This is a genomic window from Maribacter aquimaris (assembly GCF_014596745.1).
Taxonomy (GTDB): Bacteria; Bacteroidota; Bacteroidia; order Flavobacteriales; family Flavobacteriaceae; genus Maribacter_A; species Maribacter_A aquimaris.
Window position 1 is genome coordinate 1 of record NZ_JABTCF010000020.1, and the last position, 19,596, is coordinate 19,596.

15 protein-coding genes and 1 pseudogene are annotated in these 19,596 nt (G+C 39.0%); 5 read left to right on the forward strand and 11 right to left on the reverse strand.

The window, feature by feature from the left end; all coding sequences use genetic code 11:
* Nucleotides 1-359: 359 nt before the first annotated feature.
* Both HPE56_RS19945 and HPE56_RS20685 read right to left on the reverse strand, forming a co-directional pair.
* Complete coding sequence (locus HPE56_RS19945; RefSeq protein ID WP_188245511.1) at nucleotides 360-1,451, reverse strand: Fic family protein; 1,092 nt, start codon at nucleotides 1,449-1,451, stop codon at nucleotides 360-362.
* A 275-nt stretch (nucleotides 1,452-1,726) separates the two neighbouring features.
* A pseudogene (locus tag HPE56_RS20685) lies at nucleotides 1,727-2,166 on the reverse strand (ISL3 family transposase).
* Between the two features lie 8 nt (nucleotides 2,167-2,174).
* On the opposite strand from HPE56_RS20685, the gene HPE56_RS19955 reads away from it, so the two are divergent.
* Both HPE56_RS19955 and HPE56_RS19960 read left to right on the forward strand, forming a co-directional pair.
* Nucleotides 2,175-2,483, forward strand: coding sequence for a hypothetical protein (locus HPE56_RS19955; RefSeq protein ID WP_188245512.1), 309 nt, complete (start codon nucleotides 2,175-2,177; stop codon nucleotides 2,481-2,483).
* Nucleotides 2,484-2,536: 53 nt separating this feature from the next.
* Nucleotides 2,537-2,809 carry a hypothetical protein gene (locus tag HPE56_RS19960; RefSeq protein ID WP_188245513.1) on the forward strand — a complete coding sequence of 91 codons (273 nt, stop codon included), beginning with the start codon at nucleotides 2,537-2,539 and terminating at the stop codon, nucleotides 2,807-2,809.
* A gap of 78 nt (nucleotides 2,810-2,887) precedes the next feature.
* Here HPE56_RS19960 and HPE56_RS19965 read toward each other — a convergent pair whose 3' ends face one another.
* A complete protein-coding gene (locus HPE56_RS19965) occupies nucleotides 2,888-4,279 on the reverse strand; it encodes a Gfo/Idh/MocA family protein (RefSeq protein ID WP_188245514.1) in 1,392 nt (463 codons plus the stop codon).
* A 634-nt stretch (nucleotides 4,280-4,913) separates the two neighbouring features.
* Here HPE56_RS19965 and HPE56_RS19970 point away from each other — a divergent pair.
* Nucleotides 4,914-5,660: a type ISP restriction/modification enzyme gene (locus tag HPE56_RS19970; RefSeq protein WP_188245515.1), complete on the forward strand. Its 747-nt coding sequence runs from the start codon at nucleotides 4,914-4,916 to the stop codon at nucleotides 5,658-5,660.
* Nucleotides 5,661-5,828: 168 nt separating this feature from the next.
* Nucleotides 5,829-8,210, forward strand: coding sequence for a TonB-dependent receptor domain-containing protein (locus HPE56_RS19975; RefSeq protein WP_188245516.1), 2,382 nt, complete (start codon nucleotides 5,829-5,831; stop codon nucleotides 8,208-8,210).
* A 67-nt stretch (nucleotides 8,211-8,277) separates the two neighbouring features.
* Here HPE56_RS19975 and HPE56_RS19980 read toward each other — a convergent pair whose 3' ends face one another.
* The 5 genes from HPE56_RS19980 to HPE56_RS20000 all read right to left on the reverse strand — a co-directional run bounded on the left by HPE56_RS19980 (nucleotide 8,278) and on the right by HPE56_RS20000 (nucleotide 11,660).
* Nucleotides 8,278-8,802 (reverse strand): sigma-70 family RNA polymerase sigma factor, encoded by a 525-nt coding sequence (locus HPE56_RS19980; RefSeq protein ID WP_188245517.1) that lies wholly within the window; start codon nucleotides 8,800-8,802, stop codon nucleotides 8,278-8,280.
* Nucleotides 8,803-9,159: 357 nt separating this feature from the next.
* Nucleotides 9,160-9,471 carry a hypothetical protein gene (locus tag HPE56_RS19985; RefSeq protein WP_109651356.1) on the reverse strand — a complete coding sequence of 104 codons (312 nt, stop codon included), beginning with the start codon at nucleotides 9,469-9,471 and terminating at the stop codon, nucleotides 9,160-9,162.
* A 255-nt stretch (nucleotides 9,472-9,726) separates the two neighbouring features.
* Nucleotides 9,727-10,131 carry a DUF7079 family protein gene (locus HPE56_RS19990; protein WP_188245518.1) on the reverse strand — a complete coding sequence of 135 codons (405 nt, stop codon included), beginning with the start codon at nucleotides 10,129-10,131 and terminating at the stop codon, nucleotides 9,727-9,729.
* 232 nt (nucleotides 10,132-10,363) lie between these two features.
* Nucleotides 10,364-10,660: a hypothetical protein gene (locus tag HPE56_RS19995; RefSeq protein ID WP_188245519.1), complete on the reverse strand. Its 297-nt coding sequence runs from the start codon at nucleotides 10,658-10,660 to the stop codon at nucleotides 10,364-10,366.
* Between the two features lie 544 nt (nucleotides 10,661-11,204).
* The gene (locus tag HPE56_RS20000; protein WP_188245520.1) at nucleotides 11,205-11,660 is read right to left on the reverse strand and encodes a hypothetical protein; all 456 of its coding nucleotides are present in this window, start codon (nucleotides 11,658-11,660) and stop codon (nucleotides 11,205-11,207) included.
* A 434-nt stretch (nucleotides 11,661-12,094) separates the two neighbouring features.
* Here HPE56_RS20000 and HPE56_RS20005 point away from each other — a divergent pair, with 434 nt between their 5' ends.
* Nucleotides 12,095-14,242 (forward strand): S46 family peptidase, encoded by a 2,148-nt coding sequence (locus HPE56_RS20005; RefSeq protein ID WP_188245521.1) that lies wholly within the window; start codon nucleotides 12,095-12,097, stop codon nucleotides 14,240-14,242.
* Nucleotides 14,243-14,643: 401 nt separating this feature from the next.
* Here HPE56_RS20005 and HPE56_RS20010 read toward each other — a convergent pair whose 3' ends face one another.
* From HPE56_RS20010 to HPE56_RS20020, 3 genes are read right to left on the reverse strand one after another with little or no spacing between them, the layout of a single operon-like run.
* On the reverse strand, nucleotides 14,644-16,272 hold the full coding sequence (locus tag HPE56_RS20010; protein ID WP_188245522.1) for a carbamoyltransferase C-terminal domain-containing protein: 1,629 nt from the start codon (nucleotides 16,270-16,272) through the stop codon (nucleotides 14,644-14,646).
* Between the two features lie 8 nt (nucleotides 16,273-16,280).
* Nucleotides 16,281-18,497 (reverse strand): family 16 glycosylhydrolase, encoded by a 2,217-nt coding sequence (locus tag HPE56_RS20015; RefSeq protein WP_188245523.1) that lies wholly within the window; start codon nucleotides 18,495-18,497, stop codon nucleotides 16,281-16,283.
* 5 nt (nucleotides 18,498-18,502) lie between these two features.
* Nucleotides 18,503-19,360, reverse strand: a complete 858-nt coding sequence (locus HPE56_RS20020) for a glycosyltransferase family 32 protein (protein ID WP_188245524.1) — start codon at nucleotides 19,358-19,360, stop codon at nucleotides 18,503-18,505.
* Between the last annotated feature and the right edge of the window lie 236 nt (nucleotides 19,361-19,596).

Genomic DNA, 19,596 nt, shown 5'->3' on the forward strand with positions numbered 1-19,596 from the left:
CGCGGGTTCCCCCGACGCTTCGGGGCCGTCCAGACCGCTTATAGCCTTCAACGCAAGTTGGGGGCTTTTTTCGTTTTAGCCAAAATAGGATATATATCGAATGGTTGATGGATTGGGACAGTAAACTGCTTAAAGGTCGGGAACACCTGTCTCGGTAAAGTGGATATCCAGACCGCAAAGCTCCACGAAAGTGGGGATTATTTTATTTCATGGATTGTTACGTCTAGATCATTTATTCTTATTACCACGATGTGTATTACAAGGGATATTCTACGGATTACTAAGTCCGTTAAGTGTGGCATAATCAATTTGGAAGGTCAAATATTTAAAAATTTGGTTTATAACTGGACTAGCTTCATCTAGATATTAATTTCATATCGTGTACTGCGACCACCCCCCATGGGTTTGAAAATACCTTTTTGAACCAAGTCCTGTAAGTCTCTTGTGGCCGTGGCCTTTGATGTGCTGGCAATAGAAACATATTTACGGGCATTCATCCCCCCTTCGAAACCTTGGTGGCCTTCTTCCAACATTCTACGCACTACTTTTTGTTGTCGTTCGTTAAGTTTACTTTGATGTGTATCAAAGAACTTGGTTTTCTTTAAGGTGAACTCGATTTCTTGCTCGGCATCAATTTGGGCATCCAAAACTGTTTGGACAAAATAGTTTATCCAGTCCGTAATTTTAATGGATCGCTGCGCTTTTTGCAAAGCATCATAATACTCTTTTTTATTGCCTTCTATGGTTTTCGATAAGCTAAATAAAACAGGACGGCCTATGCTTTGGGAAAGTGCTTTTTCAGCTAGGGCCCTACCTATTCTACCATTGCCATCTTCGAAGGGATGTATGGATTCAAAGTGTAGATGTGCGATAGCCGATCGTATAATGGGTTTTTTGATAGTATGTTGCGATTCATTGAACCATGCTATAAACCTATTCATTTCTGATGGGACTGTATTGGACGGCGGGGCGTTAAAATGAACTATTTCCCTGCCGATGGCTCCAGAAACTATTTGCATTGGTTCTTCATGCTCACGCCATTGGCCTATTTGTATTCCTTGAGTATTTTTCATAAGCATGGAATGCCAATCGAATAACATTTTTTCGGTAAGAGGGGAAGTAAAATGTTTGCGAATGGCTAACATTAACTCCGTAACCCCTTGAACTCTTTTGTCTTTGGGTATAGGAAGTTCGGGATTCAACCCTAAATTCCTTCTGATAGAGGACATGACATCTTTTCGGCTCAAATACTCCCCTTCAATCTCCGAGGTCTTGATTGCTTCAGAAACCATCAAGTTTATCATAGCATCCGTTTGCTCTGATTCCGAAAAACCATCCAGAACCCCACTGATACGCCCCGTTCGCTGGGCAAAATCAAAGAGTAAATCTTCAATAGCGTCAGTTTTGTATTGAAAGTTAGGCCAGTCTTTTTGTTGCCAATTGTATCGCATGAGCCGATTATAAGTGTTAATCGGCTCAAATATAATCAAAAAATGAGTTGAATAAAAGCATTATTTAGCTCAAAAAGAATAGACTAGGACAAGGAAGAAGATATTCAAATGAGGGATAAGGAATATTTGGAATGGCTATTAGACCAGAACAGTAAACGGTTTAAAGGTCGGGAATATCTGTTCCGACTATGCCGGGAGGGTCGCGGGTTCCCCCGACGCTTCGGGGCCGTCCAGACCGAAAAGGGATCAAGTAAAAATTCTGGGTATTTGGATATTTATGCATATAGTTGGGTTAACCTAAATAGGAAGAATTCTGTATTTCCAACGCCTCTGAACTGTGCCTTGAATGCCTTTATTTTCGAGTTGAACGATTCTGCGGATGCGTTTGTACTTCTATTTATAAAATAATTGAGGATAGACCTATAGTTGAGGGATATGGTATTGGCAATGGTATTGAAGGCCCTGAAGCTTGTTTTTTCACATCCTTGTACCAATGGGCCAGTTTGGTGTATGCCGTCTGTATGGATGTTGTCGTATTGAATATGTTCCTAAGCCCTTGTACCTTTATATCCGGATATTGGGAAAACAATATTTTACTTCTTTCAGCTTGGTTTTGGGTCCAATTGTTGGGTGATTTATAAAGGAGGTACCTGCTTCTGGCCAAGAGTTGTTTTTTGGTGTCCCCATTGCTGAATTCTTTTGCACAAATGTACAAAAGGGGATATGTCGATTTCCTTTGTTCCTGTTAAATCGGAGGCAAGGTATTTTTCCGGTAAAATTTTATTTGATCGTGATAAGCTTGTCATTAAAAAAATTGAACTCTGGATTGAAAACCCTAAAACCGATCAACTGACCACAATCAATGAAAGTGTGAAAATAAGCCCTAAAGAAATAAAACTCGAAATCGTTTTCAATCCAATGGATTTGGAAAAAATCCAATATTTGAATTTTGATTTTTCACTTACTTATGAATATAGGGCAACCACTGAAATCATAGAATCCCATTCCCTTGTATGTTTTTTCCCAAAATGATTTTTAACAAAGGTTATTGAGCCGCTGAGCAAAGATGCCCTGTACAGGGAAAAGTGAATAAATCAGTTTATTTTGCCAACGAGAATATTTGGTTTACTGCTTATGTGGTAGAAGATGACAATACCCCTGCTGGGCTTACGACCAATCTTCTTTTAAATCTATTGGATAGCAAGGGCGATGTGTTAGCCAGTAAAAACGTGTTTGTGAATAAGGGCATGGGCCAAAGTCATTTTTTATGGCATCGTACATGGCGAATTCCATTAGAAATTCTCCTGCTGGGCCTAAATCATCAAATTGTTTTAATTTTCCATACCAGCCGCCATTAAAAGTAAAGTCAGGTGTATTATTATGTGATTACTAAAATAAGAGTTTGTATTGTTTTTGAAGATTAATTTGGATGATATCTAAAGTAACTTCATAGCTTTTGGGTCCCAATTTACTGGCTGTTGTTTAAAATAGCTTTCATTGGCCAATAAAGCCGCTCCAGCAGCCCTTAAACCGAAAGTTGGGTCTTGTATAATCTTTCCTTTTCCGCGGATAGCTTGAAAGAAATTATAAAAGTGGTCGTAATGCCCACCTTTATAGTCTTTTGGCGCTTCCCAAGTCGTTTCACCAACATTTAGTGTAGACGCTCTGGTGTCTACATTTTGGGCCGCATAGTCAGCTCTAATTTTTTCTTGCGTTGCTTCAGTATAAGCAATCATAGAATATCCTCCTGGGGTCATACCCAATTTTGAACGGGTCAATTTTACGGCATGTTGGCCAATTTCCATTGACCCTTCTGTGCCTGTTAATTTAAAACTACCATCACTATTTCCGCCTGCAATAAAATTAACGCGAAAAGCGGCATTGAACGCTGAATGAGTTTCGGTTTTTGGATAATCATATAGCGTGACTGTTACATCTGGCACATCACGTCCATCTTTCCAGTAGCGTAATCCACCAGTTGAAAATGCACGATTAGGACCATGAGAACTTATCACATGGTTTAGAGTAGAGAATGCATGTACGAATAAATCACCTGCAACACCCGTTCCATAATCTTGATAATTACGCCATCGAAAAAACCGTTTTAACTCATAAGGTACTTTTGGCGCTTCGCCTAAAAAAGTGTCAAAATCAATGGTGTCAGGGTTAGCATCTGGCGGAATAGGGTATTGCCAAGCCCCTTCTGCTGAATAGCGATTATTTTGCATATCCAACATTACAATATCGCCAATTGCACCGTCTTCATATAATTGTTTCGCTTTTTCATTGCCCAATGAAGCCATACCTTGACTTCCTATTTGGCATAATTTTCCTGAGGAATTTGCGGCTTCAATAATGTCTTTACCTTCGTCAAAATTTTGAACCATAGGCTTTTCGCAATACACGTTTTTTCCTGCTTTTAAGGCATCGATTGTGATTTTTTTATGCCAATGGTCAGGCGTGGCAATTATTACCGCGTCAATATCTTTTCGTTCTAATAGTTTTCGATAATCTCTTGTGGTAAAAACGCTATCACCCCAAAGTTCTTTAGCTCTATCTAGCCTGCCAGTATATAAATCACAAACAGCCACCAATTTTACGCCGTCTACTTGTAGCGCAGTTGTGGTGTCGTAAATACCCTGAATTCCTGAGCCTATTAAACCTAAATTAATCTGGTCATTAGCAGAATAATTTAGAAATTCATAATTTTTAGTGAGTATTAATTTTTGCTCGTAACCAGCTGCTAAAATTGTTGGGGCAGCTGTCATTGCAGCAGATACTAGTGTAGCTTTTTTAAGGAAGGACCTACGGGTATTGTTTTTTTTCATTTTGAAGGAGTATCAATAGACTTAAAAGTAATGCTTTTTTAGGTTTTCTGGCGGTGCTTGGCAATTTTAATGAACAACCAGGAGCACATCTCCCTAGGAATTTTGATATAAACTTTCATGAAAAGCCAAGAAATTTTTTTACTTATTTAATTACAGATGCATTGGTGGATGAGCTAAAGATAAAGTACAAATAAAGGATGGTTTTAGTGTAGATATTGGAGCGAACAAAAGAGATAAGAGACGAATGCCCTTAGTGAGTTTTTTGAGAAGTAAATCAAGCTAATAATGAGGAATTAGAGTCTAAATAAACGATAGCGTTTATTTATTTTAGCCAAAATAGGATATATATCGAATGGTTGATGGATGGGGACAGTAAACTGCTTAAAGGTCGGGAATATCTGTCCCAACTAAGCCGTTAGGGTCGCGGGTTCCCCCGACGCTTCGGGGCCGTCGAGACCGCCAAAAGCCTTGAAAACACTATGTTTTTAGGGCTTTTTTCGTTTTAGGGGACGAATGGATTCTTTGTTTTTCCCAATTCCAGTACATCAAATCCCATAAAAAATTTCATTCCAATTCAAACACGGCAACTTTTTAATTTCATATGGGTATCTTTAAACGTAGATTATTTTCCAATATGTGCGATAGAACATCCCATACTAAAGAAACCGGTTGTATTTTTCCACGTTACCTATACCTGGAAATTAAAGGGCAATTGGGTACGGGACAATGCGCTAAAAGCATTCCAAACCTGGATTTGGAAGTCGTGGACGGAATGGCCAAAAAGCTGGGATTGACCTTTGTTTCCGAAAAGGAACCCGAAAGTAATGTGTGTTTTATAAATAGTCCGGAATTAAGGGATGATTACAAATCAACCTTTTCGCCAAGGGATGTTTTAGACTATTGCTATGCCGTGTTGCAGACGCCAACCTATTGCCAATCCATGGAGTCCCAGAATTTTGATTTTTCGCATATACCCCACCCAAAAGACCCGGATACTTTTTGGAAAGGGGTGCAATTAGGAGGGCAATTACGACAACTTTATGCGTTGGAATCCTCCAAAATGGAAGATTTCAATACAAGCTTTCCCAAAGAAGGGGACAATACAATTACGCGGAAGCTTACCTATACGGATAGGGGTTATGAACCTATTGATGAATCAAAAGGTAAGGTTTGGATCAATGATAAACAGTATTTTGATAAGGTGCCTTTATTGGCTTGGGAGTTTTATGTAGCTGGTTGTCAACCGGCCCAAAAATGGCTGGAAGACCGGAGGGGAAGAACGCTTGGCGATGCTGATATCCAACATTATCAAAAAATCATTATCATCCTTACTAAGGTCGATCAATTACTCAAGGAAACAGGTAAAATAGAGCTTGAATAAGTAAAGGGTACTGGCAATTCCGGTTTGGTTTTATGCAGATTATCTAAATTCATTTAATGATGCCGCTATTTGGGTTATATCAAAGATTGCCTATCGATAATGGAATATTGACAACCAGCCTCTATATTATAAAGTATATTTGGAAATTATTTAAAAATCTGGCTTTTTATGATAAAGAAGTATTGTTTGATGTGGGGTGTTGTTCTTTTCCTTTTTGGCATGCCTCAAGTATCCGCACAAAGGGGAAGTATTACCATTACGGGAAAAGTGGTAGATCAAGCCAGTGGTGCTCCGATTGAGTTTGCCACGGTCCTTGTAGGGGATCCTGCCAATGAAAAACCGATTGTCGGTACCACCACCCTAGAGGATGGTAGTTTTACCTTGGAAACGAAAGCTACCGATTTTTATATAGAGATAAGTTTTATCGGCTTTACCACAAAACGTATCGACGATGCACAGGTGGTGGACGGTCGCATAGATGTAGGTAGGGTCGTACTTGGGGAAGATGCGCAACAATTGAACGAGGTCGTGGTCGAAGGGGAGATTTCGCAAACGGTCTTTAAACTTGATAAGCGTGTATTCAATGTAGGGGCCGATTTGAGTAGTACTGGGGCAAGTGCGTTGGAAGTTTTGAACAACGTGCCCTCGGTAAACGTGAATATCGAAGGCCAAGTCAGTTTACGGGGTAGCTCAGGGGTGCAAATGCTCATTAACGGGAAACCTTCGGTCATAGCCAATGAACAGGGCAATGCCCTAGGTACCTTGACCGCCGATATGATCGAGCGTATCGAAGTAATTACGAACCCTTCCGCCAAATACGATGCCGAGGGTACTTCGGGAATTATCAATATTGTGCTGAAGAAAGAGGAGAAAAGGGGCCTGAACGGTGCCGTTACCCTGAATACAGGGGTACCCAATAACCATAGTGTTGGACTTAGCCTGAACCGGCGCACCGAAAAATTCAATCTGTTCAGTCAATTGGGTTTTGGTCGTAGGACCTTCCCCAGTGACGACGAAAGTGAAAACCGGGATTTGGTTGGGAATACCGCAGTGAACAGCATTGGTGAGCGCGATAAGAACGAGACTTTCTTTAACCTTATCCTTGGTACCGATTACCATATTAATGAATACAATGTTCTGACCCTTTCCGGAAATTTCGCCTATGAGTGGGAAAAGGAGCATTCCAACGCTGTCTTTAGTACCTACGATCCAGGAAATACCATCACCGATGCCTTTAAGCGCTTAGAGCTTACCGAGGCGACCAACCCGAAATACTCCTATGAACTGCAGTATAAAAAGGACTTTGAAGGCAACGAGGAGCAGTCGCTGCTGATCAGTGCCACCGGAAATCTGTTTGCCAAGGACCAAACTTCCGATTATGGCAATACGACAACCATTGGTGATGGGGAAGACGAACAACAAAAGACCCGGACGGACTTCAGTCAGGCCGATTATACATTTAAAGTCGATTACACCCATCCTTGGGCCGAAAAATATACCGTTGAAACCGGGGCGCAATACCAAATCAACGATGTGGATAATGACTATGCCGTGAGTGATTTTAATGGTGTCGCTTTTGAGGAGAACCCCGATTTGACCAATGTCTTCGAATGGACACAGAAAGTATTGGGGGTATACACAACGGCGGCTTATGAGGATGATGCATGGGGATTGAAATTGGGGGTCCGGTTTGAGGATACCGATGTAAAAACACTCTTGCAAACGAACGATGTACGGGATAATAAACGGTATAACAACTTTTTTCCTAGTGGGCATACCTCGTACAAGATCAACGATGACCTATCGTTACAAGCGGGATATTCGAAAAGGATATTCCGGCCTAGGATGTGGGATTTAAACCCTTTTTTCAACATCCGTAATAATTTCAACATCCGTACGGGAAACCCCGATTTGCAGCCCGAGTATACCGATAGCTACGAAATTACCAGTATATACAAGGTGGGTAAGGTTTCCATGAACTTGGGCGTATACTATCGCCATACCGAGGATGTGGTAGAGCGGGTGGTTGTTTTTGAAGACAACGTGAGTGTCTCACAACCCCAGAATATAGGTACGAACAATACAACCGGCATTGAGTTCAATGCTAAGTATATTCCCGCAAAATGGGTTTCGTTTACCAACGATTTCAACTTTGGACACTTTGAGAGAGCGGGTGCGTTCGAAGGTACTTCCTTCGATTTTACGGGGGACCAATGGTCAACACGGCTTATCGGTAAGTTCAAGCTTCCCGCCGATATCGATATTGAATTAACGGGCAATTATATTTCTGGGTATCGAACGTATCAAGAGGAAATAACGGAAAACCTATTTATGGATTTCGGTGCACGGAAGAAGATCTTAAAAGGAAAGGCCATTCTAAATCTCAGTGTACGCGATGTCTTCGCTTCACGAATCCGGGAAAGTATAACCGACCAACCCGATTATTACCTCAGGAATTTCAGTCAGCGTGGGCGTTTTGTCACTTTTGGGATCAGTTTTGGTTTCGGTAAGGGGGAGGCTATGGAATTTTCCGGACAAAAACGGTTTTAAGATACCATGGGTTCGGGAAGGGGTTGCCTCCATGTGCTGTTCTTTCACACTATGGGTCACGGTATCTTTAGGTATGGCATACGGCACAGTCCGGTTCCCCTTTTAGATTCCCTTTTTCATCAAATTCGTACTTACAGCATGCGTTGAGGTTTTTCTTTAGGATTTCCTTGGCCCGCCGTATTCTTGCTTTTACGTTTTCTAGGCTGATGTTCAAGGTTTGGGCCGCTTCCTTTTGCTTTTTCCCTTCAATATAAACAAGTTCGATCACCTCCCTGTAAATGGTGGGTAGGTCATTTATGAACTTGTCAAAACAGCAGATATTCTGGTAGCTCTGAAGCGGTTTATCCTTGGGAATATCGAATTCTTCCACATATTGGGATTCTTTGGTAAAGTGGTTGTTTATTTCGTTCCGGGCAATCTGAAATACCCATGCCTTGGCCTTTTCGGGGTTTTTAAGTTGGGACCGGTTCTTATGTATTTTCAGAAACGTATTCTGGAAAATATCATTGGCCGCATTTTGGTCCTTTACTTTTTTAAGTATGAAGAAATACAATCCATCATTGAACGTATCCCATATTTCTTGGGTTTCCATAGGTAAAAATAAGTAAAGGTTAGCTTTTTGGGCTAACCTTTAAGTGGTTTAACAACAATCACATTTATCACATTCGCATTTGTCACAAGGGCAGTTGTTTGCTGAGCAATTGCCGCAATTGCATTTTGTGCAATCGCAGTCGGTGCATGTACATGTATTCATAGGTTTTTGATTTTAAGGTTCATTAGGTAGACCCGAAAACCGTGAAAAAGATACATGGATTCTAGTTTTTTTTGAGTACCAACCAACGTGAATGAAAAAAGTCCCGCCGAAGCAGGACTGATATTATTTTGTATTTGTGGATGGAAACATGCTTGTGCCATGGGCATGTACCCAACTTTTCAATGGATAGTAAGGTTATAGGAACTGTTTAACCAGGACCACCAATCCCAAAACGCCGAATATCAGACCCCAATATTCCATCTTGATCCAAAAAAGGCTATGATTGGGTTTTAGGGTCACTTCTTGCCCCGATTCCTTATCGACCAAGGTTCTAGTGTTTTTTTGATTCCATTTTTTACCCATGAACCAACTGAATATCCCTGCGATGAACAAACTGATGATTATGCCGTAATTCCCCTGTTCCTTGGGTAAAATATACGCGAGTATAACAATGCTTGCGATTAAAACCACTGCGGAGAGAAACCCTCTACCTGACCATACTATCATATTTTCATTTTTTATTTGTGCTTATTCCCGCTTAACGTCTTTTTTCAGCATGTTCGGACCAAATCGGTTACCCATTGTGGTTTTGGGATGCAACCGAATAGAGCGAAGAAAGATAGTTTTTTTATTTTAGAACACAAATTTTAGCGATTTCGAGTGGGTTTGTACATAGGAAGAATCGATCCTAAAAGTACATGCTGCCTTTATTGGGGATGTGGGTTTGTTAGGAGTGGAAAGATACTCGCGCCATTGGGGGAATTAGGGGTTGGTGCAACGGTTACTATTGTAGTCGTGCAATTTTATTCTGTTTTCTATTTCAATCCAATGATCTTTTCGCATCCAGTATAAAAACCGGTTATAGCACCTTGTTTTCCACCTAAAAAAACGATTCTTTCCTTTAAGATGAACGTTTTCACAAGCTTCATGCAGCCAGTCTATGTCAAATCCATTCCATACGCCAGCGGCACTTAGTAGATTGTTCTTAAGAACAGGGAATACCTCATACAAATCAATTGCCTTTAGTTCCTCGATATCATAACCGGATGCCATAAGCGTTTTGGAAATCCGGTCATAGTCAGTTTCCTGAAGTTCGGTGTCAAGATAAAACTCCGAAATCGTATTCCAAATGGGTTTCCTCTTTTCAATCGTTTTGTTTACAGTCATTGCATATGCACTAAAGTCCGTATGACGTTTAGGTTGTGTGCCTGTTGCACAAGTTAGCAAAAATCGTTTTGATTGGCATTGGCGATTGGAAAATGGATTTTAATTTTCGATAGGTAGGGTAAGAACCCAATGTAACTCAAGGTGATCGACGCCCCATTTCCTGGGGCCATATCGGCACGAGCAGAAAGACGACCGGGCTAGCTGGGTGATAGGTTTTACTGTACGCAGGCCTTTACTTTCTCGATTCTCGATATTGATATTTGTTTTCAACAAAAACCAAATAATGTGACATGTTCAAAATATCGCTATTTCCTTTGATTTTCACAATCAAATACCATTTTTGGTTTTCAATGACTTGCGGATTTTTCCAATCAATTTCAACGTAACTTGGTTGTCTTTCTTGTACAGTTTCAATGTTCAGTCCACGTTCTAGATTATCAACCCATTCTATCGTTTCATTATAATAGTCTTTGCAGCCCGCTATGGTTATTGAAAGAAATAATAAAACAAAAATTTTATTCAGATACATCGTTTATGGCTTTTGGATGGATTGTATACACAATAGAAAGGTTTCTAACTATTTTGAATCATAAAATAAGCAATTTTTAATTCCTTCACTTATGAAAAGTGGGTTTATAGAGGTTAGTTGATAGTTACCCATTCGATTTCGAAAATTTTGTTACGCATGTCAGGTTGAGCGCAGTCGAAACCTATTTGTCGTGACCAAAAAGTTCTCGACTGCGCTCGAACGGACTGATAGGTATTTTTTAAACATTGAAAGCCAATACCATATGATTTTGTTTTGGTAGGTATCCACTAACGTAAGTTTAATTAGAAGGGGTGTTGATTCCTATGGTTTCAATCCGTTGTATGGTTGATTATATAAGGCTGTTCCACCTTGCAAATTGGAATGGGGGAGGTGTGCGTTTTGTTAAATACGGATATTTATTTCAAACCTTGTATGGGCCACAACGGTTTTCCATTGTACAGTGCGGAAGCAAAATTAGGTTTGTTTTTCGACACGCTTAAAGCACATTTTTTCGTTTTTTAGCTCAGTTCTTTGTTTTACTGATTTACAAAATCGCTATATTTTTAAGAACTCGATTTATCAATTCAATACTAAAATATACATCGTTGTTTTTCTCGTCAATGGGCTCAAAATTTATTTCAAAATTTGTATTTGAGTCAAACAAAGGACAGATAAAGGCTATGTAGTATTCACTTCTCCAATTTTTAAACTTCATAAAGCTATTATTGGATTCAATAAGTTGGTCTATTTCAAAAGCATATACGGCATCAAAATTCTCGATAAAATTCCTCAATTCTATTCCTTGGGTTGAATTTATATTGGTATGGTTGCCTTCAAGGATAATAAAAGTATCATTTTGAAATGGACCAATTCTTTTGTTGATTTTCCAATTTAAAGATTTCGTTGCATCTTTTTTTCTTGTTTTATCACTTTCTATTTGTCCAAAAAAAGCATCGTGTTTGATAATTTTTTCACCCAATAGTAAATCTAAAATTCCCATATATACTTTTCATGTGGTTTGTCTAATGGTGCATAACGCCTAAGTTATGAACCGTACGGGAGCAAAATAACGCTTGCTTTCCGCCTGCTGTACAAGGTAGCAAAAAACGCATTGAATGGCAACGGGCAGAAAGAGGCTCGCGCCAGCGGGGGGACAGCTGGATACTTCGGTTCGTTTTGTGCCACCCGTTTCGGTGTTATGGTGCCAGGCATTTCGGTTTGATCTGTGCCACTTTAGGTGTGGAACGCAATCCATTTCAGTTCTTATTACGCCACTTCATTTACCCGCTTCATTTAAACCAACTATACTTATTCAAAAGACTCACTTTGTTGTTTTTAAAGTGTTGATAAAAATAAAAAGGTTTTAACATTTCAAGCTCTATAAAAGGAATATGAAATTCAGTATTTTTATAGCTATTTTCAAAACATAATATCATGAAGAAAATTTTTCTTGCAATTATTGCCTTTATCATTTCATTTTCGTCAGCTATGGCAGATGAAGGGATGTGGTTTTTAATGCATATAGAGCGCTTAAATTATCGCGATATGCAAAAAATGGGTTTGCAATTAACACCCGAAGAAATCTACAGTATAAATAATCAAAGTTTAAAAGATGCCATTGTACAATTTAACGGTGGCTGTACGGCAAGTATCATTTCAGATAGCGGATTGGTATTGACAAACCATCATTGTGGTTATGATGCTATTGCAGAATTGTCTACAGCAGAACAGAATCATTTAAAAAACGGGTTTTGGGCAGGATCTTTAAAAGAGGAAATGAAACCAGAAAGTTTATATGTTCGCTTTTTTGTGAGAATGGACGACGTTACAAAACGTATGTTGGCCCAAGTTAATGATAGCATGAGCGAAAAAGAACGCGAAGCAGCACTTAATAAAGAGATTGCTAAAATTGAACAAGAAAATAGTGAAGGTGGAAAATATACTGTTTCGGTTCGTTCATTTTATCAAGGCAACGAGTTTTACTACTTTGTTTACGAAGATTATAACGATGTACGTTTGGTAGGAACACCTCCGGAAAATGTTGGTAAATATGGTGGAGACACAGACAACTGGGAATGGCCAAGACATACTGGTGATTTTTCATTATTTAGAGTGTATGCGGATAAAGACGGGAAACCAGCAGAATACGCTACGGATAATGTGCCTTTAAAAGCAAAATATCATTTACCTGTTAGTATTAAAGGCGTAAAAGAAAATGACTTTGCAATGATCTTGGGTTATCCTGGAAGAACCAACCGTTGGATGCCGGCATCTGGTGTAGAGCAAAATGTGAACTACGCATATCCTGCATGGGTTGAAGGTTCTAAATTAAGCATGGATGTGATGAAAAAATACATGAATGAAGATGAATCCATAAACCTGATGTATGCATCTTCTTATGCAAGTATTGCCAACTACTGGAAAAACAGGGCAGGAATGATCAAAGCTTTAACCGAACATAAAACGGTGGAAAAAAAGCGCAAAACGGAAAAGAAATTTGTAAAGTGGGCAAATAAGAAAGCGAATAAAGCGATGTATGGTAACGTAATTGAAAACATCAACAATTACTATAATCTTACTAATGAAAAAGCAAAACAGGCTAATTATTTAATAAGCTTGTTGCGTTCCAGTAAATTTGCGGTTTTACCGAATAGAATTGGTAAAAATATTGAATATTACATTGGTCAGAATGAAGCGAAACGCGAAGAATTGAAACCTAGATTAAATGCTTTGATTGTAAGCTCTTACAAAGATTTTTACCTGCCTTTGGAAAAAGAAGTTTTAGCAAAACAATTGGGTTTATATGCTTCAAAATCCAATTATCCATTACCGGAAATTGTTGCAGAAATAGGAGGGAAGAACAACAACGATTTTACTTCTTACGTCAATACAATTTTTGATGAAAGTATATTTATCTCAAAAGAGAAAGTAGAAGCATTCATTGAAAATCCAGATGCAACCGTGTTGGCTAACGACCCATTATATAAATTATCTGGTCAATTACTGGATAAGTATAGAGAAAGTCCTGAGGAATTAGAACAACCAGAAAACGATTTTCAAGCGTCATTCAGATTGTTGGTAAAAGGTTTACGTGAGTCTGGATTAAGTGATATAAAATATCCTGATGCCAACTCTACCTTAAGATTATCTTACGGAAAAGTAAGAGCCTTGCCAGCAGATAGTAGAAATGATGCGAATGTGAATAATTATACCACTTTAAAAGGGATGATCAATAAGTATAAGCCTAATGATAGTGAGTTTGATTTAGAACAAAGCATGTTGGATATCTACGAAAAGAAAGATTACGGTCGTTACGCTAATGAATTTGGTGAATTACCAGTCAACTTCTTAACGGATAATGATATCACTGGCGGAAACTCTGGTTCGCCTGTTGTGAACGGAAAAGGAGAATTAATTGGTTTAGCTTTTGATGGAAATATTGAAGCCATGGCCGGAGATGTCATTTTTGATTCAAATTTACAACGTACCATTAATGTAGATATCAGATATGTTCTTTGGTTGATTGATAAATACGCTAACGCAAAACATATTGTTGATGAGTTGACTGTTATTACCAACTAATAGTATGGTTCTTAATAAAACCCATAGTTGGTTCAACATCAAAAAATCATATTCTACAACCCATTTTAGGGGCACATGTTACACGATGTCAAGTGTGTTGATAGGCAGTGTTGCTTGGGGTGAGGGAAGATGTCATACCCCGTGAGCGGCACGCCTGGCTTGCGATAGGCAGGCTCGCGCCAGCGGGGGACTTATTTTGAACGGATTGTATACGGCCCTATTTACGCCTATTATCTTGGCGCTGCTTGGGTTGCTATAGTAAGGGGTGTTGATGGCTCCATGCTATGGTTTACCACTTCGAAAGTGACAAAAAAAGGGTTGTGCCTATGGTGTATACGTTGTGGGCATGAGCAGGATGCTCGCGCCAGCGGGGGGGAGTGTCTTATCTCCAGAACAAAGGATTAATTGACATCTCTGTTATTTGCGTTTTTCATTGTTAAATATTTCTGATAATACTGTGACGACCTCAACATATAACATTTCCCCTTAATCACAAAACCATCCAATTTGTGCTTTATAGTATAATCGGATAGGTCGGAGATGTTGTTTATAAATCCCTTCCCATTAAAATTTAAAGAAGTATTACACAATACGCCAAAACCAGTACACTTTTTAAACGCAACTAATAAATCATACAAGTGATTGTTAGATTTAGAGGAAACAGTTTGAATCCGTGCCGTTCCATTAACATGTGTTACTGCCGCAAGAGCATCAGTTGAAACCTGTTGTGTGTAGAGCATAAATGGGCTAGGTTGGTCACAGTTAAACCATTTTTTCGCATCCTCTTCTAGGCAAATGGGCGCAATTGGGCGGAACTGCTCTCGTTGCTTGATCTCATTCAATCTTTCACGAGAGCTATCATTAAATGGTGCAGCAAGGATCGAACGATTTCCCAATGCACGTGGTCCAATTTCATATTTCCCGTTTACCCATCCAAGAATTAAATTGTTAGCCAACATCTCAGAAACCTTTTCATGATTGGAGTCGAATGCATCAAATGAGGATGCATCGTATGCGCCATCAATGACGAATTCGCGACCAGAGTACACATTCCATTCTATCTTTGGGTTGCCAGTAAAATATAATTGGGCGTCAATAGCCGTTCCAATTGCTGACCCCGAATCGTTAGCAACAGGTGGTATAAATACTTCTGAAAAAAAATTAGTTTCCTTCCATTTAGTGTTCCAGTCACAGTTAAGTCCGCATCCCCCAGCAATTAACAAAGGCATATTCCGTTTCAAATTCAATTCAGCATACTGATAAAAACGATCAAAAATGCGATTACTAACAATACCCGCAAAATTTCGAAATTCGGAATCGTCTAATCCAATGTTGTAGTGACGATATTCTCTTAATGTCTCGCATTCTTGTGGTTTTAAGTGAGGACAATTTTGCATTAGAAAGGAAATTATTTTTTCCTCTTCAATTGATGGTTTATGTCGTTTTGAAAATGAAGCAAGAGCCATTAGTTTACCAGCATCAGAAAACCTTGAAAATTCTGCAACTTTTTTATCGAATGTCGGATCCGCTAATCCATAGAGCAACGCATAACGATGCCCTGGCTCAGGCATTACATCCGCCAGCTTTGTAATATTTAATTCACCATCTATTTCGTAAAATGAGCCAATCACTCCTTCCCAAATTAGCGCATAGCAAGGAGTGCACTTGGTTAGATTTGACATTCCAAACGCACATAATAAATGAGAACGTTCGTGTGAAGATGAAAAGGAATCAACCTTTTTTCCAAAAAGTTTTTCTTTACTAACAAGAATATCATCACTTCCGGTGCCATGATACCCTGAAATTAAACGTTGTTCTATAAGATTATTATTACCTGGCCACCAACCACTTCTACATAATACGTCTGGCAATTCTTTGAGATCACCAAAAAAACTTAACATATCTGGAATAGATAGTGGTGAGTGACGATAGTGAGAGTCTTTCTCTGCTTCTATGGAGAAAATTAATCGACCATCTTCAATATAGGCTAAAGACCCATCGTGGCCTGGATTGTATGATAAAATTTTCATATTTCGTATTACGTAAGTTTATTCAGTTTTCTATGTGATGAAGCATTAACTTCGGAGTCGGGAATATCAATATTAGCTTCAATTTGGATCTTTCTAAAAATGGAAACAGTAGGAAGGTTACGAGAGTAAATACGACCTGCAAGTTCAGTAGAACGAGTTACCCAATTATTAGCATGGAGTGTCATTGGTAGGTGTGGAATTGGAGTGGGGTCCCATACTACTCTTCTGTGCACTAATTTATCATCAACAAGCCATCGAATCTCGTTTGGTTTCCATTCTATCGCATAGCGATGACTTTCTTTAGATGCGTCAAACCCAAGATCAACATGGCTGGGGGAACCTCTATAGCCATAATCAAAATTTGCCCCTACATCTCCTGGATTGTAAAAGACATTGATTAAAAGACGGTTTGGTCGATTTCCTGCAACCTCAATATCAATTTCTTGTCTTGGTGAGTTTCGGTGGAGAAAGAAACCTGTAACTACACCTGGAACGTTGGATGCTTGGATAGTGGCTTCGAACTTTCCGAATAAATATTGATCCTTACTGCTAATAGATGCTGCCGAAAAATCTCTAACACCAAGAGATTCTTCTTTAATCAAAAGAGTAGCTCCAATTTCAGAAACAAACTTTGTATTTGATGGTCGAAAAAGTGCTAAATTGTCCGTAAATGTATCGCTTCTTCTCAACCAGCGATTTGAATTGAAGAATTCCAAAGTATCGGTAATTTTTACAGTTGCACCATTAATATTAGGACAATCTTCTCTGGTTATAGAATTAATCCCTTGCCACAATTTTCTAGAGGCAATAATCCAAGGAGAGCCATCATGTTTCGGTTGATTTAAATTAGAATCTTGGTTCGAATCTGTGTTTTCATCGAGAATTGGTCTTTGCCCAACATCCTTAAGTTTGGGGTAGCTACAGCTAGGAGGGGCGCATACTAAGTGCTCGCAAATGATGCGCCATTTTTTCGTGTCCCCCGTGTGAAGTATTGCAATGTCGGCACCTTCAAGGGATTCACTCAGTTTATTAAATGCAACATCTTCTATTTCATCCTCATTTCTAGTAAGAATGAATTTTGCCTTTGGATATTTTGCTTTTAGTTTTCCAACTCTAGCATTCAATGAACCAATGTTCACGTATGCATCGAAAACCCTGTCATCGCTCCCTTCGAAAAGCCGTTGCTTTTCACGATTCGGCAAATCCTCGAAATCACTACAACATCTGTACCCTAGCATAGATAACGCCATTCCTAACGATGTTTGACCTGATCCCTCATGGCCAAAAGCAAAAATAGGTCGTTCAGTTGGACGAATATTAAAAAGAGATGCCCCCTCACTAGTAATAGCTCCGATGGTAGTTAGCGCTGGAAGTATTGAATATGAATTGGACGACTTAATGTCTCTCCGCTGACTAATAAGTGATTGTTTAGATGCGAATACATTTAAATCTTTAAAATGATGATTTATCCATAGGTCAATTGGACCACGACTTGGAAGTAAACGAATAAGCTTTTTAGCGCCTTCGCGAGAAAGAACATATCCCGACAAGTGCCAAAGGCCGCGAACTGGACGAAACAAATTATTTGAAAGAATTGTTTTTGGTGCACCATTCTTCACTTCATAGTAGGACAAGTAAAGAACATCAAAGCTAGTATTGATGTTATTTATTGATGAAAGGTCTTTCCAAACATCATCCAAATCTTTTGCAAACCTCGAATGAAACCACACATCATCTTCAAGTATAAGCACATGTTCATTATCCCCAGCGGCAACCTGTTCCCAAACGTTAATATGTGATCGGGCAACTGCGCATTCAGCTCGACTCATCTCGATAGTTTGGTCTAATTCTAACTGAGTGGGGAGAGTTAATGGTTGAGGTTCTACAAAAAGTTGATCGCTTAGGGTGTAAAATGGGTCAACTTTGGCATCCTTGATTGGGTCCTTAGTAAATTCCTTGGCATCAACAGCAACATATCGTTCGGTCAGATTCAAGAGTTCTGTTTTCGAATAGTCCAGTATACGATTAAGCTCTTGCTTCATATTTAACCAACGTCTGGGGGCACGATCAAGGTTAATAACGTATATTTTATCAATCCGTGGAAAATCATTCGCACTTTTGACAGCAAATGCTTGACACTTCTGCCTAGGCATTAACCTTCGAAGAATCAGCCAAAACCTAAAAATGCGACTGATAATTGCTGAACGTTGGGGTAACAAGTTCATCTAATCTATGTTTGCTGTGAAGTTTGATAAGCTTGCTGATTCGAAAGCCTCCAGTTTCTTTTGTCATTTCGATAGCTAAGTGGCCACTTACTAGTAGAGATTTTCTCCCAATCATGCAAGATTAGCATCGTTTCTTCGGGATGTTCTTCCTTAGCAATCACTTCTAATATTGATTCAGTTAGGATGCCAGGTCCTGTAGTTGCCTGGACTTCGGGCAGTTCTTCTTTTTGATTTTTCTCAAGTGCTTCGGTAGCATTAAGTAACACTCTCCCTACAATTGGATGATTTCGAGATGCAATTAACGGTGTAGTATTAAAGTAGAAAATCCAACTCCATTTGTCCGCACCAAGAGGAACAAAATCGGAAGACGAAACCATTTGATCTGATTCAATATCGTAACAGAACGGTTGCAACTTTAACCTTCCATCCGCAAAGAAATGATCAATAGATGTTCCATGATAGACATCATCTGCATCAATATAAAATCCGCCCATCACAAATATGTAACTGTAACGGAAGTAGTCGGATTTCATTGACGGATGATAACATAAATTAAAGGCATTCTCAAATCTATAACCTAAATGAGTCTTTATAAACTCTCTTGCTGAATCTTCGTCAAAAATCTGAAAATCAAATCCTGATTGTTCAAGTATTTTCCATGATTCTATACATTCATTAACATCCTGAGGCAACTGGGTTAAATCATCCCAAAAATGAACTATGAGCTTTGGAATTTCAGCTTCATAAATTTTTAGTATATAATCTGGTTCATTATAGCTTTGAACAAACTCTCGAACGAAATTAGAACGATTTCGTTCTTTTTTTGTTAAAGGGTCTTCTTTATGAGATTGTTCAGTATTCATATGATTTGCAATTTTTATAGTCTTCAAATTATATTACGGAGGATAATGAATTACACGTTTTTAGTATTACATACAACGATTAGTATAAGCGGTCGTTTTAATGCCGCTTATACAATGTTGAACTAATCCTCGTACCTCGGAAGCTTTTAGTTTGTTTATAAAAGTACGTTATCTTACTGTTTGATAAAAACCTTAAGAATATGTATTTAAAAAAAGTCAAGGACGATCTTGGAGAC

Coding starts and splice junctions, on each gene's coding strand:
- HPE56_RS19945 (WP_188245511.1), bottom strand. CDS start 1,451: ATGCGATACAATTGGCAACAAAAAGACTGGCCTAACTTTCAATACAAA.
- HPE56_RS20000 (WP_188245520.1), bottom strand. CDS start 11,660: ATGGGAATTTTAGATTTACTATTGGGTGAAAAAATTATCAAACACGAT.
- HPE56_RS20020 (WP_188245524.1), bottom strand. CDS start 19,360: ATGAATACTGAACAATCTCATAAAGAAGACCCTTTAACAAAAAAAGAA.
- HPE56_RS19965 (WP_188245514.1), bottom strand. CDS start 4,279: ATGAAAAAAAACAATACCCGTAGGTCCTTCCTTAAAAAAGCTACACTA.
- HPE56_RS19990 (WP_188245518.1), bottom strand. CDS start 10,131: ATGACTGTAAACAAAACGATTGAAAAGAGGAAACCCATTTGGAATACG.
- HPE56_RS19970 (WP_188245515.1), top strand. CDS start 4,914: ATGTGCGATAGAACATCCCATACTAAAGAAACCGGTTGTATTTTTCCA.
- HPE56_RS19995 (WP_188245519.1), bottom strand. CDS start 10,660: ATGTATCTGAATAAAATTTTTGTTTTATTATTTCTTTCAATAACCATA.
- HPE56_RS20010 (WP_188245522.1), bottom strand. CDS start 16,272: ATGAAAATTTTATCATACAATCCAGGCCACGATGGGTCTTTAGCCTAT.
- HPE56_RS19955 (WP_188245512.1), top strand. CDS start 2,175: ATGTCGATTTCCTTTGTTCCTGTTAAATCGGAGGCAAGGTATTTTTCC.
- HPE56_RS19975 (WP_188245516.1), top strand. CDS start 5,829: ATGATAAAGAAGTATTGTTTGATGTGGGGTGTTGTTCTTTTCCTTTTT.
- HPE56_RS20005 (WP_188245521.1), top strand. CDS start 12,095: ATGAAGAAAATTTTTCTTGCAATTATTGCCTTTATCATTTCATTTTCG.
- HPE56_RS20015 (WP_188245523.1), bottom strand. CDS start 18,497: ATGAACTTGTTACCCCAACGTTCAGCAATTATCAGTCGCATTTTTAGG.
- HPE56_RS19980 (WP_188245517.1), bottom strand. CDS start 8,802: ATGGAAACCCAAGAAATATGGGATACGTTCAATGATGGATTGTATTTC.
- HPE56_RS19985 (WP_109651356.1), bottom strand. CDS start 9,471: ATGATAGTATGGTCAGGTAGAGGGTTTCTCTCCGCAGTGGTTTTAATC.